General features: G+C 47.4%; 16 protein-coding genes and 1 tRNA gene. 9 read left to right on the top strand and 8 right to left on the bottom strand.

What is annotated here, in order from left to right:
* Positions 1-6: 6 nt before the first annotated feature.
* From N530_RS0103955 to N530_RS0103940, 4 genes are all read left to right on the top strand, one after another.
* Positions 7-1,566: an ABC transporter ATP-binding protein gene (locus N530_RS0103955; protein WP_026479655.1), complete on the top strand. Its 1,560-nt coding sequence runs from the start codon at positions 7-9 to the stop codon at positions 1,564-1,566.
* The gene (locus N530_RS0103950; protein ID WP_035266455.1) at positions 1,566-2,651 is read left to right on the top strand and encodes an ABC transporter permease; all 1,086 of its coding nucleotides are present in this window, start codon (positions 1,566-1,568) and stop codon (positions 2,649-2,651) included. The genes N530_RS0103955 and N530_RS0103950 overlap by 1 nt, the downstream gene beginning before the upstream one ends.
* Entirely contained in the window at positions 2,648-3,574 is a 927-nt protein-coding gene (locus N530_RS0103945; RefSeq protein ID WP_026479653.1) for an ABC transporter permease, read from the top strand. The genes N530_RS0103950 and N530_RS0103945 overlap by 4 nt, the downstream gene beginning before the upstream one ends.
* Positions 3,575-3,650: 76 nt before the next feature.
* Positions 3,651-4,721, top strand: a complete 1,071-nt coding sequence (locus N530_RS0103940) for a BMP family ABC transporter substrate-binding protein (protein WP_026479652.1) — start codon at positions 3,651-3,653, stop codon at positions 4,719-4,721.
* A 61-nt stretch (positions 4,722-4,782) separates the two neighbouring features.
* On the opposite strand, the gene N530_RS0103935 is transcribed toward N530_RS0103940, so the two are convergent.
* Positions 4,783-5,985, bottom strand: a complete 1,203-nt coding sequence (locus N530_RS0103935; RefSeq protein ID WP_026479651.1) for a glycosyltransferase family 87 protein — start codon at positions 5,983-5,985, stop codon at positions 4,783-4,785.
* 143 nt (positions 5,986-6,128) lie between these two features.
* A tRNA-Ser gene (locus N530_RS0103930) sits at positions 6,129-6,218 on the bottom strand.
* 537 nt (positions 6,219-6,755) lie between these two features.
* Between N530_RS0103930 and N530_RS19475 the strand changes: the two genes are divergently transcribed.
* From N530_RS19475 to tmk, 3 genes are all read left to right on the top strand, one after another.
* A complete protein-coding gene (locus tag N530_RS19475) occupies positions 6,756-7,553 on the top strand; it encodes a septal ring lytic transglycosylase RlpA family protein (protein ID WP_371179690.1) in 798 nt (265 codons plus the stop codon).
* A 169-nt stretch (positions 7,554-7,722) separates the two neighbouring features.
* The gene (locus N530_RS0103910; RefSeq protein WP_035266370.1) at positions 7,723-8,844 is read left to right on the top strand and encodes a D-alanyl-D-alanine carboxypeptidase family protein; all 1,122 of its coding nucleotides are present in this window, start codon (positions 7,723-7,725) and stop codon (positions 8,842-8,844) included.
* On the top strand, positions 8,841-9,560 hold the full coding sequence (tmk, locus tag N530_RS0103905) for a dTMP kinase (protein ID WP_026479649.1): 720 nt from the start codon (positions 8,841-8,843) through the stop codon (positions 9,558-9,560). Before N530_RS0103910 ends, tmk begins: the two co-directional genes overlap by 4 nt.
* On the opposite strand, the gene mazG is transcribed toward tmk, so the two are convergent.
* On the bottom strand, positions 9,555-10,382 hold the full coding sequence (gene mazG / locus N530_RS0103900; protein ID WP_026479648.1) for a nucleoside triphosphate pyrophosphohydrolase: 828 nt from the start codon (positions 10,380-10,382) through the stop codon (positions 9,555-9,557). The two genes, tmk and mazG, sit on opposite strands and share 6 nt — an antisense overlap.
* A 183-nt stretch (positions 10,383-10,565) precedes the next feature.
* Between mazG and N530_RS0103895 the strand changes: the two genes are divergently transcribed.
* A complete protein-coding gene (locus N530_RS0103895; RefSeq protein WP_026479647.1) occupies positions 10,566-11,450 on the top strand; it encodes a DMT family transporter in 885 nt (294 codons plus the stop codon).
* A 3-nt stretch (positions 11,451-11,453) separates the two neighbouring features.
* Here N530_RS0103895 and N530_RS0103890 read toward each other — a convergent pair whose 3' ends face one another.
* Positions 11,454-11,876, bottom strand: coding sequence for a DUF1284 domain-containing protein (locus N530_RS0103890; RefSeq protein WP_026479646.1), 423 nt, complete (start codon positions 11,874-11,876; stop codon positions 11,454-11,456).
* Positions 11,873-12,457, bottom strand: a complete 585-nt coding sequence (locus N530_RS17375) for a biotin transporter BioY (RefSeq protein ID WP_035266368.1) — start codon at positions 12,455-12,457, stop codon at positions 11,873-11,875. The genes N530_RS0103890 and N530_RS17375 overlap by 4 nt, the downstream gene beginning before the upstream one ends.
* Before the next feature lie 261 nt (positions 12,458-12,718).
* On the opposite strand from N530_RS17375, the gene sugE reads away from it, so the two are divergent.
* Positions 12,719-13,042, top strand: coding sequence for a quaternary ammonium compound efflux SMR transporter SugE (gene sugE / locus N530_RS0103880; protein ID WP_026479645.1), 324 nt, complete (start codon positions 12,719-12,721; stop codon positions 13,040-13,042).
* 134 nt (positions 13,043-13,176) lie between these two features.
* Here the strand turns inward: sugE and N530_RS0103875 are convergent, their stop codons facing one another.
* The 3 genes from N530_RS0103875 to N530_RS19005 all read right to left on the bottom strand — a co-directional run bounded on the left by N530_RS0103875 (position 13,177) and on the right by N530_RS19005 (position 14,516).
* Complete coding sequence (locus N530_RS0103875) at positions 13,177-13,644, bottom strand: YbaK/EbsC family protein (RefSeq protein WP_026479644.1); 468 nt, start codon at positions 13,642-13,644, stop codon at positions 13,177-13,179.
* 209 nt (positions 13,645-13,853) lie between these two features.
* The gene (locus N530_RS0103870) at positions 13,854-14,294 is read right to left on the bottom strand and encodes a hypothetical protein (protein WP_162150932.1); all 441 of its coding nucleotides are present in this window, start codon (positions 14,292-14,294) and stop codon (positions 13,854-13,856) included.
* Positions 14,295-14,378: 84 nt separating this feature from the next.
* Positions 14,379-14,516 (bottom strand): hypothetical protein, encoded by a 138-nt coding sequence (locus N530_RS19005; protein ID WP_155851910.1) that lies wholly within the window; start codon positions 14,514-14,516, stop codon positions 14,379-14,381.
* Between the last annotated feature and the right edge of the window lie 128 nt (positions 14,517-14,644).

Below are 14,644 nucleotides of genomic sequence, written 5' to 3'. Positions count from 1 at the left end.
GCATGTGTGGCTGCATCAGAAATTGCGCAAAGAAAACAACTCTTAGCAGTTGAAAATCTGACAAAGGTTTTCGGAACACTAAAAGCAAATGACGGCGTTGATTTCGATATTGACGAAGGCGAGATTCACGCACTTCTAGGCGAGAACGGCGCTGGCAAGTCAACCCTTGTCAAAATGCTCTTCGGTACATTACAACCAGATGGCGGCCAAATCCTATGGCGCAGCAAACCACAAATTATCACAAAGCCTTCTTTTGCGCGACAACTCGGCATTGGAATGGTCTTCCAACATTTTTCACTCTTTGACTCATTAAGTGTTGCCGAAAACATTGCACTTTCATTGGATGCCTCGACACCATTGTCAAAAGTTTCTGAAGAAGCTGAACGTGTTGCGGACAAATATGGCCTCTCTATCAATGCAGAGGCAATGGTTGGCGACCTGTCCGTCGGCGAGCGTCAGCGCGTCGAGATCATCCGCTGTCTTCTGCAAAAACCCAATCTGATCATTCTCGATGAGCCAACATCGGTGCTCACACCGCAGGAATCAGACCGTTTATTCGAAACACTGGAAACGCTGCGCAGTGAAGGCAAATCGATCCTTTATATTTCGCACAAGCTAGACGAAGTAAAACGTCTATGCGACCGCGCGACAGTGCTGCGTCACGGCAAAGTGGTTGGTCATTGCATTCCAGCGGACGAAACGCCTTCAAGCCTTGCCGCGATGATGGTGGGTGAAAGCATCCATACCATACGCAAAGTCGCTGATGAAACAGACAAGAACCGCGAAATTGTGCTGTCTGTTAAAAATCTTTCACAGAAACCAACGGGGCCATTTTCAACGGCGCTGAAGGACATTTCCTTTGACGTTCCTTCAGGCGAAGTGTTTGGCATTGCAGGTGTTGCAGGCAATGGCCAGTTCGAATTGTTCGAAGCCATGTCAGGCGAGCGGATGCAAAAAGATGCCGCGATGATCACATTGCGCAATGATCCTATCGGCCATAAAACAATCAATGAGCGCCGAAAATCTGGGGCAGCTTTCTCGCCAGAAGAGCGTTTTGGTCATGCCGCGATCGCCACCTTATCTTTAGCCGACAATATTTTGCTGTCGCGCCATGCCAGCGATGCGAATGTCTATCTTTCCGGCGGTATGTTGAAAATTGCCAAACCAAGTGCTTTGCGAAAAACGCTGTCGCGTATTGTAGAAGCAATGGATGTGCGCAAATCTGGAGAAAACCCAGATGCAGGAACACTTTCAGGCGGCAATTTACAAAAAGTCATTCTGGGTCGTGAATTTGATCGCCAACCATCATTGTTGATCGTCGACCAGCCCACTTGGGGTGTTGATGCTGGTGCTGCGGCCCGTATCCGCCAATCATTGATCGATTTATCAAAATCTGGCTCAGCGGTGGTTGTGATCAGTCAAGATTTGGATGAATTGTTGGAAATGTGCGACCGGATTGCCGTTATGTCCGAAGGGCAAATGTCTGAACCGCAACAAGCATCCACCGTCACGCGGGAAACATTGGGGCTCTTGATGGGCGGTGCAAATGCGGGGCAAGCGGCATGATCCGTATTCAACTTGAAAAACGCGCTCAACATTCGGCAATTTTTAGCCTCACATCGCCCTTAATCGCGCTCGCAATTACAGCGACGCTTGGTGCAATTATGTTTTTGCTGCTTGGAAAATCGCCAACAGCTGCGCTCTATTCCTATTTTATAGAGCCATTGACCGACATGTGGTCAATCCATGAGCTGATGATCAAAGCTGCGCCGCTCATCTTAATTGCAACGGGGCTATCCATTTGTTTTTTATCAAATAATTGGAATATTGGCGCCGAAGGGCAATTCATTCTAGGCGGTATATTTGGCTCCGCACTTCCTATTTTATATCCTGAATTTACAGGCCCGATGGTGCTGCCGCTCATGCTAATCATGGGCGTTATTGGCGGTGCCGCCTATGCGACAATACCCGCATTTCTGAAAGCAAAATTCAGCACCAATGAAATTCTATCGAGCCTCATGTTGGTTTATGTTGCTCAATTGTTTTTAGATTGGCTGGTGCGTGGTCCTTGGCGCAATCCAGAAGGCTTTAATTTTCCAGAATCACGTAGCTTTCACGCAGACGCAATTTTACCAGAAATCTGGTTTGCTTCTGGCCGCGCCCATTGGGGTTTTGCCTTCGCCATTATTATCGCTGTGTTGATGTGGTTCGTCTTGAACAAAACGCTCAAAGGCTTTGAAGTGCGTGTGCTTGGCCTTAGCCCAAGGGCAGGGCGATTTGCAGGATTTTCCGAAAACAAAATGATTTACACCGCATTCATTGTTGCAGGTGGTCTTGCCGGACTAGCGGGCATCAGCGAAGTATCGGGCGCAATTGGCCAGCTACGTCCCGTTATATCGCCTGGCTACGGCTTTACTGCGATTATTGTTGCTTTCTTAGGAAGGCTTAATCCGCTCGGTATCATCGCCGCAGGGCTTATTCTCGCGCTCTCCTATCTTGGCGGTGAAGCAGCACAAATTTCGATTGGTGTCTCCAATAAGGTGTCAGCAGTGTTCCAAGGCTTATTACTCTTTTCAGTGTTGGCTTGTGACACGCTCATCCACTACAAAATAAAAATCGTCAAAACCATGCGCGGAAAGGCGGCATTATGACCCCTGAAATCGCGATAGCTATCTTCTTAACAATCGCAACAGCCGCGACGCCGCTTTTAATTGCAGCGCTTGGTGAACTCGTTGTGGAGCGTTCCGGTGTTCTCAACCTCGGTGTAGAAGGCATGATGGTTATGGGCGCTGTTACTGGCTTTGGCGCAGCGCAAATTACCGGTTCTGCCTATCTTGGCTTATTAGCGGCCATCATTTGCGGCGCACTGTTCTCGCTGCTCTTTGGTGTGTTGACGCTGTCACTTGCGACCAACCAAGTTGCGACGGGACTATCACTCACCCTTTTAGGGCTTGGCGCATCGGGCATGATTGGCGAAAACTTTATCGGATTACCGGGCATTAAGCTCAAGGCTATCGAAATTCCGTTTCTTTCCGATATTCCTGTGATAGGCAGATTATTATTTGCTCAAGATTTGATTTTTTACATTTCAATTTTGCTCACAATTGCCATCTGGTATTTCGTCTTCAAAACGCGGGCAGGGCTAACGCTGCGCTCTGTCGGTGACAATCACACATCGGCCCATGCGCTCGGCATCAATGTGCTAAAAGTGCGCTACATGGCCGTTATGTTTGGCGGTGCCTGCGCCGGACTTGCTGGCGCGCATCTATCGCTGGTTTACACACCGCAATGGACAGAAAACATGACCGCAGGGCGCGGCTGGATTGCGCTGGCACTTGTGGTGTTCGCATCTTGGCGACCGCTTCGCATTGTTGCAGGCGCCTATTTATTTGGCGCGGTTACGATTGCTCAGTTCCATGCGCAGGCGCAAGGTGTTGCAATTCCTTCACAATTGCTTTCTTCCTTACCATATATCGCAACAATTATCGTTCTGGTCTTGATTTCCACGAACAAGCGCATGACGATGAAAAACACACCAGCATCGCTGGGCAAGCCATTTGTGCCTGATCGGTAAGAGATAGACGGGGTAGGGCAAAAGCCGCAACCGTAAGGCACTGATACAAAATGAAATTATACCACAGAGGTTTGAAATGAAAAAAATTACAAAAACAATTTTGGGAGCAGCAGCAGCTACTTTATTCGCCAGCAGCGCGATGGCGGCCGATGCTAAAGCTTGCTTTATCTATGTTGGACCAATTGGCGACTTCGGATGGAGCTATCAGCACCACCAAGGTCTTTTGGCTGTCGAAGAAGCCTATGGCGATAAAGTTGAAACGGCTTACCTAGAAAGCGTTCCAGAAGGTGCTGACGCAGAGCGCGCCATTGAGCGTTTCGCACGGTCGGGCTGTAACATCATTTTCACAACATCATTTGGTTACATGGACCCAACCAACAAGGTTGCTGCAAAGTTTCCTGATGTGAAATTTGAACATGCAACAGGCTACAAGCGCGACACAGAAAATGTGGCGACATATTCGTCTAAATTCTACCAAGGCCGTTACATTCAGGGCCAGATCGCAGCTAAATTGTCTGAAAAAGGTGAAGCAGGCTATATTGGCTCTTTCCCAATTCCAGAAGTTGTACGCGGCATCAATTCATTCATGTTGGGCGCGCAATCTGTAAACCCAGATTTCAAAGTGAAAGTTGTATGGGCCAACACATGGTTCGACCCAGGCAAAGAAGCTGACGCAGCAAAATCACTCATCGACCAAGGTGTTGATATTATCACACAGCACACAGACTCAACGGCACCGATGCAAGTTGCAGAAGAGCGTGGCATTAAAGCATTTGGTCAAGCATCAGACATGATCGAATTTGGCAAGAAAACACAGCTAACTGCGATTATTGACGATTGGGCGCCATACTATGTAGAGCGCGTTGGTGCAGTGCTTGATGGCACATGGAAATCACAGGATGTGTGGCACGGCTTGGCTGAAGGCAATGTTGTCATGGCAGAATATGCCAACATGCCTGATGATGTCGCTGCGATGGCAAAAGAAACTGAAGAGAAAATCAAGTCTGGCGAATTGGAGCCATTTACAGGCCCAATCACAAAGCAAGACGGCTCTGAATGGCTTGCAGAAGGCGACAAAGCCGATGTTGGAACATTGTTGGGCATGAACTTCTACATCAAGGGCGTTGACGATAAGTTGCCGCAATAAGATTTAGATATATCTGATTTTAAAGGCGTCGCAGTAAGTGCGGCGCCTTTTTATTTGGCCGCTATAAAACTGCTTCTGCTGCGTTATGTTTGGCGTCAGAACGCATGCTTCTTAAAATCAGAGCGAACATTAGAATTAGGAAGATTGGCGCGAGTGAAAAGCCGCCTGCCATGGATAGTAAAACAAATATCGGTGAGAAATATATCAGCGCTAATGTTGATTTTTCATAAGGCATAAAACCTGCTTCCATGCCGTGCACAACAACAAAAGCAATAGCCGGTGCCAGCAAAAACATATCGTAATTAAGCCCGAAAGGCGTCACGATTAAAGCTGCCGTTAAAACCAGCGCTTTCTTAAGGCTGTGATCAACCTTGTTGCGCGGCAACCATGCCCAGAATGTAACCGCGGCGACAAAGGCAGCGATAAGCCAATGCAAAATACTGGCAATAGAATCACCGAACCCAAAGATGCGTAATCCAGCATAAATAGAGATCATTTTTGCCCAGCTCACGAGCCCTTCGCGCATTGTCAAAACGGCATAATCTGCCTGCGCAAAAAACGATCCCCATACCTCAATGCCAAACACAAGAGCTGAAAGAAGCATCAATAAAACAAGCGTGACACAGGCAGAAATAATCACGCGCCAATGACCGCCAGCGAGTAAAATTATAGGAATAAGCAAACCTAATTGCGGTTTAAATGTTAAAAGCCCGAACAACACACCTGCGAGAATGGGGCGTCGCTCCAGCAAAAGAAGTCCGCCGCCAAACAAAGCCGCAGAAAGAAACGCGTTTTGTCCATGTGAGATTGTCAAAAAAGTTGCAGGGAAGGCGAGCGCCAGCAAAAACAAATGTTTGGGTTTTCCTGCGATGTGAACAAGCACCCAAAATGCAGCCCCAAATGTTGCAACCATCCAGAGCGCAAAAGCTGCATAATATGACAGTCCACCAAGCGGCATTAAATACATCAAGTAATGCGGTGGGTAGAAAAAGGCGAAGTAAACGCTTTTGGGGAATAAGGCCAATTGAGCTGGCTCGAACAATGAGCGCTCATAGGGAACGAGTGGATTGCCCGCAACAGCCTCACGCGCAGCAGTCCAAAAGCTGATAAAGTCAGAACCATAAGGTGCACCGCTGGGCAACATCCACCCGTTGGAAGCAAGCACATATGTCATTGCAGCAATCGTAAACACGACGATCACTGCCGGATAGAAAAGCAATCTGTCTTTATCAATCCAAGCGCCGGTTCTAATGCTACTTAGCATATTGCGTTCCTACCATTTATAACATTCAAACCTGTTTAGCAGGCAGACTTTTACGGGGCGTAAACGGGACGATTGCACACAATGGATAAATTGCACAAAAAAAGCGCCCCGAAGGACGCTTTGATTTTGGTTTGCCAAATAAATGGCAGAGGGGGTGGGATTCGAACCCACGGTACGCTCTCACGCACGCCGGTTTTCAAGACCGGTGCCTTAAACCGCTCGGCCACCCCTCCAAACCGCGCTCCTAATGGCATGACAATTCGATGACCGCAAGATCAATCCGCCATTGATGCAAGATTTTTTTGATTTTCTTCAAATCCAGAGGATCCGGAGTGTGTTAAGGGCGTAAATATTGCCAATATGCGCAACTGAACGGACATATGTTGAATGAAATTACAGGGGCCAGCGCATTTTGGAGAATCATTTTGCTTACCAACACAGTACATGCAGGCAAACAATTGAGCGGCATGGCTTTTAAAAGCCTCTTATTTGGCAAAATATTCATTTGAATCATTCTCTTGGCGGTAAATTTCCATTGGAATATAGAACCAAGAGAGCACTGAAATGAGTTTGCGAAGGCGACTAGACGGATAAAGCGCGCATGGCTGCTCATTAATAACAAAATAACCCTGTTAGAAAATGTGATTTAAGCTGTGGTCTTTTAGACTTGGCTAAAAACAGGCTTTTGTGTATGCCAACCATCGATGGTGGACAAATTATATAAAAATAGAATCAAATCTTGGGCATGCCTTATATTGGGCAGCGCCGTTTTGTCTGCGTGTACATCATCCACGTCCCATATTGGCACGAAATCCGGTACGCCGCGCACAAAGATTGACTTTGCAACGCCCGGCGCAATCGACAATGGCGCAACTTCAGGTGAAGAAAACTTCACCGAAAGCGCCTATGGTGTTTCTGCCAGCCCACGTGTTGCAACCGGCACCAAATTACCGAGGGGCGGCGGATATCTGAAAATCGGCTCGTCCTATGTTGTAAAAGGCCGACGCTACCATCCGACGGAAACCCCAAAGCCAGTTCAATTTGGGCGTGCTTCTTGGTATGGAAAAGCATTTCACGGACGCAAAACAGCCAATGGTGAAGTCTATGACATGAACCATTTAACGGCAGCACACAAAACTATGCCGCTGCCGAGCTATGCCCGTGTAACAAATGTTAAAAATGGTCATTCCGTTATTGTTCGTGTGAATGATCGCGGCCCATTTTCCAACGACCGCGTAATCGATCTTTCAAAACGCGCGGCCGAAATCTTGGACTACACGCTTCTGGGCACAGCTCAAGTGAAAGTCGAATATGTCGGACCAGCACCATTGCACGGCCGCGATGATGATTATTTGATGGCCTCTATGCAAGGACTGCCCGGAAATCCGATTATGCCTTTGCCGGGCGTTGATGCAAATGTTCTGACAGCATCTGGCTCGAATATACCAGCACCGCGCCCGCATGTGCCTGTATCTGCCTACGCAACACAGCGCGTTAGTGCCGCTTTCGACATTTATAAAACCGAAAAAGCCAGCCTTCTTTGGAAACGCATGAACGCGCGCAACTAACCAAAACTAAAATTGATATTTGCAATGCTGATCTGGCACGCGCTACAAGGGACATTCCTGTGCTTCAGAGTGTTCCTGATTAATTATGATTACTTCACTTAAATCTAGTTTCCTAACGTCAAACAGCCATTTGCAGAGGCTTGTTGCGGCACTTTCACTCGCTTTAATCATGCTTTTTGCCGTTTCTACGGGGGCGCATGCGCAATTGTTTGAAACGCGCGCCAAACAAGCAATGCTAATTGACGTTGAAACAGGCTCTATTCTTTTCGCAAAAAACGAAGCTGAACAGATACCGCCCGCATCACTTGCCAAATTGATGACGATGGAGGTCGTTTTTAACGCCTTAAAAACCGGCCGACTGAGCCTAACAGACGAATTTTATGTTAGCGAAAACGCTTGGCGCACAGGCGGGGCACCATCGGGCACATCAACGATGTTTGCAGAACTCAAATCCTCCATTCCATTAGAAGATTTGATTCAAGGCGTCATTGTACAGTCTGCCAATGATGGCTGCATCATTATCGCGGAAGGGATGGCGGGATCAGAAGAAACTTTTGCAGGCCTGATGAGCGAACGCGCGAAACAGATCGGTCTGACAGATTCTATATTCTACAATTCGACAGGTTTGCCGCATACAGATCAAAAAACCTCTATGCGCGATTTGATAAAATTGGCGCTGCATCTTCAGCGGGAATATCCCGAATATTACAAATATTATTCTCAAACGGAATTCACTTGGAACAAGATACGGCAGCGCAACCGCAATCCATTGATCAACATGGGTATTGGCGCTGACGGGCTTAAAACAGGCTTTACAGAAGATTCAGGCTACGCAATCGTTGGTTCCATTAAGCAAGATGGTCGCCGTTTAATCGTCGCCATGAGCGGCCTTGAGAGTGATCGAGATCGCGCAGAAGAATCACGCCGCATGCTTCAATGGGGGCTTCGTGCCTTTGAGCCTTACACATTGTTTAATAAGGACGAAGTCATAGGGCAGGCACGTCTTTATGGCGGTGCGCAGCTTCATGTCCCATTAAAGACCCATGACAAGGTTACGATCTTAGTGCCGCTGACAAATCGCGATAAACTCAAAGCGCGCATTGTCTATGAAGGACCAATCGCATCTCCGGTTGAAGAAGGCGTCGAAATCGCGACTTTGAAAGTCTATATTGGTGATCAATTGGCGCAACAAGCACCACTGTTTACAGCTGAATCTATTGCCAAAGGTCCAATTCACAGACAAGCGCTTGATGCGATCACTGAACTTGCGATTGGCTGGATCAAGAATTGAGCAAGAATACAAACAAACGAAAACGGTCCGGTTTTTTCATTAGCTTTGAAGGCGGCGAAGGCGTTGGCAAAACCACGCAGATACGCAAACTTGCCCAGCGCTTAGCCGAACTGGATTTCTCACCAACGATCTCGCGTGAGCCGGGCGGCACAGCAGGTGCAGAAGCTGTGCGCCATGTCGTGCTCGATAAAGCGGCCGCAGAACCATTTGGCCCTCAAATGGAAGCATTGCTTTTTGCAGCTGCGCGCCTTGACCATGTCGAGAGCGTCATTAAGCCAGCATTGAAACGCGGTGATGTGGTCATCATTGACCGTTTTATGGATTCAACACGTGTCTATCAGGGCGCATCCAACGATTTAGATCAGGACTTTTTATCAACACTGGAACGTGTCGCAATCAATGAAACAAGCCCTGACATTACGCTCATCTTAGATATGGACCCTGCGATTGGTCTGGCACGTGCAGCAGAACGACGAGACGACAATGTTGATGTTGATCGCTTTGAACGCGAAACGCTGGCAAAGCATCAAGCACGCAGAGAAGCATTTTTAAAAATTGCATCAGCCGAACCGGAACGCTGCAAAGTTGTTGATGCATCAGGCACCGTCGAAGAAATCGCTGATCAAATTTGGTCAATCGTACAGGCAGCTTTAATCGAAGCTGGTTTTGACCTGCACGATGCTCGAAACAAAGATAAAGCCAAGAGCGGCCTATAAAGGCTTCAATTCGGTTTTAGCCAACTGCCAAAGCGTTTCCATCTCATCCAAGCTGGCATCTTTGATTGGTTTGCCTTGTTGCTCCAATTGATCTTCGATGAATGCAAACCGCCTGCTAAATTTCAAATTCGTTCCTGCAAGCGCTGTCTCTGCCTCAATGCCCAGATGACGACCCAGATTGACCATCGCAAAAAGAAGATCACCATATTCCTCGGCAATATGTGACTGATCCTTGCTCTGCATTGCTTCGCGCAGCTCATCCATCTCTTCACTAATCTTGTCGAGAATAGGCTCCGCCTCGGACCAATCAAAACCAACTGTCGCGGCCTTCTTTTGCATTTTAAGAGCACGCATCAGCGATGGCTGCACGCGTGGCACATCATCCAGCAGAGAGGGGCGCTTCTCAATTGCGCCCGATTCAAGTTGTCGCTGTGCTTTGGCAGCCTTTTCTTGCGCCTTGACCTTCTCCCACATACCTTTGGCCATTGTCATGCTGCGGGTATTTTCTGGACCAAACACATGCGGATGGCGGCGGATCATCTTGTCTGTGACCGCATGAACAACGTCGCCAAAGGCAAACAAGCCTGCTTCCTCGGCTATCCGTGCATGATAGACGACTTGCAACAACAGATCGCCAAGCTCGTCTGCCAAATCATCCATGTCGCCGCGTTCAATGGCATCAGCAACTTCATAAGCCTCTTCAATCGTGTAAGGCATAATTGTTTCAAAGGTCTGCTCAACATCCCAAGCACAGCCATTTTGCGGATCGCGCAAACGCGCCATAATGTCGATGAGACGCTTTATATCATTTGAAGGTTCCATATCCTTAGATTGACGAAATTAACGCGTTTGTCACGCCCTAACGCAGTTTGTCCAAAGACCTATGGGGCTTGCCATTACAATGTGCTGTGAGCGTACTGAATGAGGTTTAATGGACCTTGTGAAAGTTGCTTTTGATGTGGCAAAAATGCGCTTTACAAGAACAGCGTGAGCGTGCGGCATCTGATGAATAAAACAATGTTGGTCAAAGCCGCACTCATAATGTCCCTTGGCATGATGTTTATTCCTGCCGGTGACACCGCAGGCAAATGGATGACATCAGGCATGACGCAGCAGGGGGCTATTGCACCGGTTTTTGTTGCTTGGAGCCGCTTTGCACTTGGGTCACTTCTAATCATTGCAGCTTATGCAGGACGCCAATTTGATTTTAAAATCATGACCGACTGGCGCATTTGGCTCCGCGGCATTTTTCTAATGCTTGGCGTGGTGTGCATATTAACCGCACTTTCAACGACGCCCATTGCCGATGTTTTCGCAGCATTTTTCATCGGGCCGATTATCTCTTATTTTCTAGCAGGCTGGCTTTTAAAAGAGCCTATATCGGGCACAAGAACAGCGCTTCTTTTTGTCGGGTTTTGCGGTGTGTTGCTTGTCGTTAAGCCAGGATTTGGTTTAACAATCGGCCATGTATGGGCTGTCACTGCTGGCCTGCTTTATGGCTGCTTTCTGGTTTCAACTAAATGGCTCTCCCATTTGTCAAATTCACGCAGCCTGCTTTTATCAAATCTTGTCGTTGGTGCTGTGCTCTTGGCACCGTGGGGAATTCCTGCAACGCCGCAGATTGATTTTAATATAGGCATGCTTGTCTTTTTAAGCGCAGCATTTTCAGCCATTGGAAATTTATTATATGTAACTGCAACTAAAATGGCAGATGCATCACGGCTAGCACCGCTTGTTTATGTGCAATTGCTCTCTGCCACTATTTTGGGAATCATCATTTTTGACACAGTACCCGACCATTTAAGCCTATTCGGCTTGGCACTCTTGCTCGCGACTGGATTTATTGGCTTCGCACTCAGGCAGACAAAAAAGCCGTCAAAAGCGGTCTGAGTTTTATCTGTCGACTTTGGCATTTTCATAATTTGATGCTGCGACATTCGTACACAAATCATACCACTCACATTCGGTGCATGCTTGCCTGACTGTGCCTTTGGCAAAGCCATCACGCATTTTGCGCAAAGCTGAAGGTTCAAGAGAAATCGTTGCGCCAACCTCAACAGGTGTGCCGAGCTCTGCAGTCAGTGCTGTGGCCGCCGCTTTATCGCGCAAAACGACACTGTCTCGCCAGCAATGGGCATCAGTGTCATCGAGAAGCGGGGCGCAAATATCATCTGGCCCCGCAACGATTATAATATCTTCGCCATCACAAAGCCGCTCTGCAATCTTATCGTAATTTTCGATAAATGCATCGCTATATCCTTTGCCCACATAGGTAAGCAGGCAGAGGAGGTGGTGTGAGCGAAGCCTAACGGTCATGTGCGTTGACGAGCACTGCCCCATGTGGCGAATTTAAGTGTGGCTGCACCCAAACCTGATTTAAGCACTGCACCCAACAAAAATGGTGTTACGCCAAAAGCAATCGCTTTTTCCGCACCAATCATAAAGGACAGCCATGTCGCGCCAAGCACCAAGCAAATTGCATTGCTAATGAGCATAGCGAGAAACGCTAGGAACAAGTGGTTGCCGTTCCAACCTTTTTCAACGAGCCAGCCAACGGCCGCAGCAGCAATTGGAAAGGCAAACAAATAGCCAGCTGTTGGACCTGCAAAATGAGCAAGACCGCCCGCGCCACCTGCAAGAACAGGAAAACCCATTGCGCCTTCAACAAGCCAAGCTGTGACTGTGATTGCGCCCAAGCGCCAGCCATAAAGAGCGCCAACCAATGCGACAGCGAATGTTTGCATTGTGATTGGAACAGGCACCATTGGCACTTCGATATATGAAGAAACCGCGAGAAAGACCGTACCGAGGACTACGGCAGTTACTTGCCAGGCGAGGGACCTTTGTTGAAGGTTAAGCGGGTTAGCAGCGACATTCAAAGTGCTTGATTGTGTCATGGACGTTTATTCTCCAAAGAATTATTTGCTGAGCAATCTTTAACGGCCCTTAAAAAACAATACAATTAGATGCAACGACGATGCGCAAATCATCCAAAGATATATAAAAGGCCGCCTTTTGGGTTTATTCTGGCTTATCGCCGCTAAAACCATACACCATCTTGAATATTTAAATATTCATTTTTATGATGAGGACGCGCAGGACGACCTGCGCCTTATCAGAAATATTCGGGGACGACCCCATCAATTAAGGGGTATAAAATGGCTTGGATATATCTGGTATTGGCAGGGCTGTTCGAAATCGTTTGGGCATTCTTCATGAAAAAGTCTGAAGGCTTTACGCTGCTTGTGCCCAGCACGATCACCATCATCACAATGATCGCTAGTTTTGCATTGCTTTCGATTGCAATGCGCTCACTGCCATTGGGCACTGCTTATACCATTTGGACAGGAATTGGCGCAGTTGGCGCATTCATTGTGGGCATCGTGGTACTTGGAGAAAGTGTGACACCGATGCGATTGACTGCTGGCGCTTTAATCTTGGCAGGGATCATTCTCATGAAAATCTCAAGTTCATCGACCTGAACAACGGGTCAACCCAAACGTCCATTATGTAGAATTTGAAACTTAGTGATCGAAGTCTACATTGGAACGCCTAGACGAACTTCTTGTGACGCTTGCTCAAAAGCAGGAGAGGGAGCTCAAATCAACAATTGAAATCAGGCAATCTTAAAAGTCTTAGCCTTCGTGGCCATTCTCAAATCCGCAGGAGAAACACTGAAAACAGCATTTGGCGCACCCGCTGCTGCCCAAACGATCTCATAGTCCAAAAGCTTGTCGTCCATCCATGTCTCTGTTTCAGATAAATGGCCAATGGGCGACACACCGCCAATTGCAAAACCTGTCTCTGAACGGACACGCTTCGGGTCGGCTCTCATCAATGGTTCTCCAAACAGTTCCGGAGCCTTATTGAGATCAAAATCGTGCTGGCCACTGACAAGAAGCAGCTTCAACGTACCGGTATCCACACCTTCGAAGACCATGGACTTCACGATCTGCCCAACACTGCAATCGCACGCTACAGCAGCATCTTTTGCCGTTCGTGTTGTTTCTGGCATTCGCTGCACTGAAGCACCAAGCTTTAGATCAAGGATGGCTTGTTCGACACGTTTCACGCTCTTTGACATCAGTATCCTTACGTTTATTCATCAGGGTATTGCAGCTACATACAATGTCAAACCCAGTTAGAAATGGCTCTCCTTGGGCTAAATAGAAATGTCTCACTTGGTGACTTCACAAGTTAGTGGAGGCGGGTCAGGGCATGGGCGTGACCGCAAGAGTCAAAGCCAATGTACCCGCCGATACGGGAGGATGGCACCACTTCGCTTTAGCCTCCTCAGCCGTTATTCATTTTCTGGCTACAGCTATCAGGATATTTTTGATTGATATGGTAGTTATTCTGTTCTTCGGTATACCCCAACAAAGTACCCTCAAACCGTTCGAGATTTTGACACCAACGTTTTTGTTTCAACATTCGCGTAAGTTCAAAATATGCCGGTGCTCGCCACCGTTCTCCCACTAAAGTATATGCATAGTAGTCAGAAACAAAAACGACACCATCACTTTGGCGTGTTTCCGTTAATTTCATCCGATCCATGAAAAACGTTCCAGCTTCAACATGGCTATTAAAGTCTTGATTTGATTGCGCCATCTCAATTGTAAACTGTTCTTTGCCTTGGATATTATCCACACAAAACACAGATAAAGGCTTCGTGCCTTTCAACATAAGTTCTAATTCTCTGTTTGTATGTACTATATAAGGGTAAGTCTCAATCATACTCAATTTATGGATGTCTTTATATAAGGTTTAGGTTCATCATAACTTGATAAAGCAATATGCCTATACCGTATATCCCGAACATCAAAACATATGACCCGTTTGCCCAGTTCTTCGAGGTGCAATGCCACTGCGTTTAACATCACGTTCAGCCTGCATAGCTGCGACCACCTCAAGTGCGGCATCAAGACGTTTAGTCTCAACAATTTCTGCACGATTCAAAGTGAGACATTACTAAATGGGCGCTACATACAATGTTAGGGCAAGATACAGATGCATCGGTCTGGGCAATTTAGAAATGCGACACAGGACAGGTTGACGTCTGTTCCATCACATTAGCTACGAGTTCC

The organism is Ahrensia sp. 13_GOM-1096m (assembly GCF_000620605.1).
GTDB lineage: Bacteria > Pseudomonadota > Alphaproteobacteria > Rhizobiales > Rhizobiaceae > Ahrensia > Ahrensia kielensis.
This window is presented reverse-complemented; position numbering and strand designations above follow the sequence as displayed.

Coding starts and splice junctions, on each gene's coding strand:
- N530_RS0103945 (WP_026479653.1), top strand. CDS start 2,648: ATGACCCCTGAAATCGCGATAGCTATCTTCTTAACAATCGCAACAGCC.
- N530_RS0103940 (WP_026479652.1), top strand. CDS start 3,651: ATGAAAAAAATTACAAAAACAATTTTGGGAGCAGCAGCAGCTACTTTA.
- N530_RS0103935 (WP_026479651.1), bottom strand. CDS start 5,985: ATGCTAAGTAGCATTAGAACCGGCGCTTGGATTGATAAAGACAGATTG.
- N530_RS0103910 (WP_035266370.1), top strand. CDS start 7,723: ATGCTTTTTGCCGTTTCTACGGGGGCGCATGCGCAATTGTTTGAAACG.
- mazG (WP_026479648.1), bottom strand. CDS start 10,382: ATGGAACCTTCAAATGATATAAAGCGTCTCATCGACATTATGGCGCGT.
- N530_RS0103895 (WP_026479647.1), top strand. CDS start 10,566: ATGAATAAAACAATGTTGGTCAAAGCCGCACTCATAATGTCCCTTGGC.
- N530_RS0103890 (WP_026479646.1), bottom strand. CDS start 11,876: ATGACCGTTAGGCTTCGCTCACACCACCTCCTCTGCCTGCTTACCTAT.
- N530_RS17375 (WP_035266368.1), bottom strand. CDS start 12,457: ATGACACAATCAAGCACTTTGAATGTCGCTGCTAACCCGCTTAACCTT.
- sugE (WP_026479645.1), top strand. CDS start 12,719: ATGGCTTGGATATATCTGGTATTGGCAGGGCTGTTCGAAATCGTTTGG.
- N530_RS0103875 (WP_026479644.1), bottom strand. CDS start 13,644: ATGTCAAAGAGCGTGAAACGTGTCGAACAAGCCATCCTTGATCTAAAG.
- N530_RS0103870 (WP_162150932.1), bottom strand. CDS start 14,294: ATGATTGAGACTTACCCTTATATAGTACATACAAACAGAGAATTAGAA.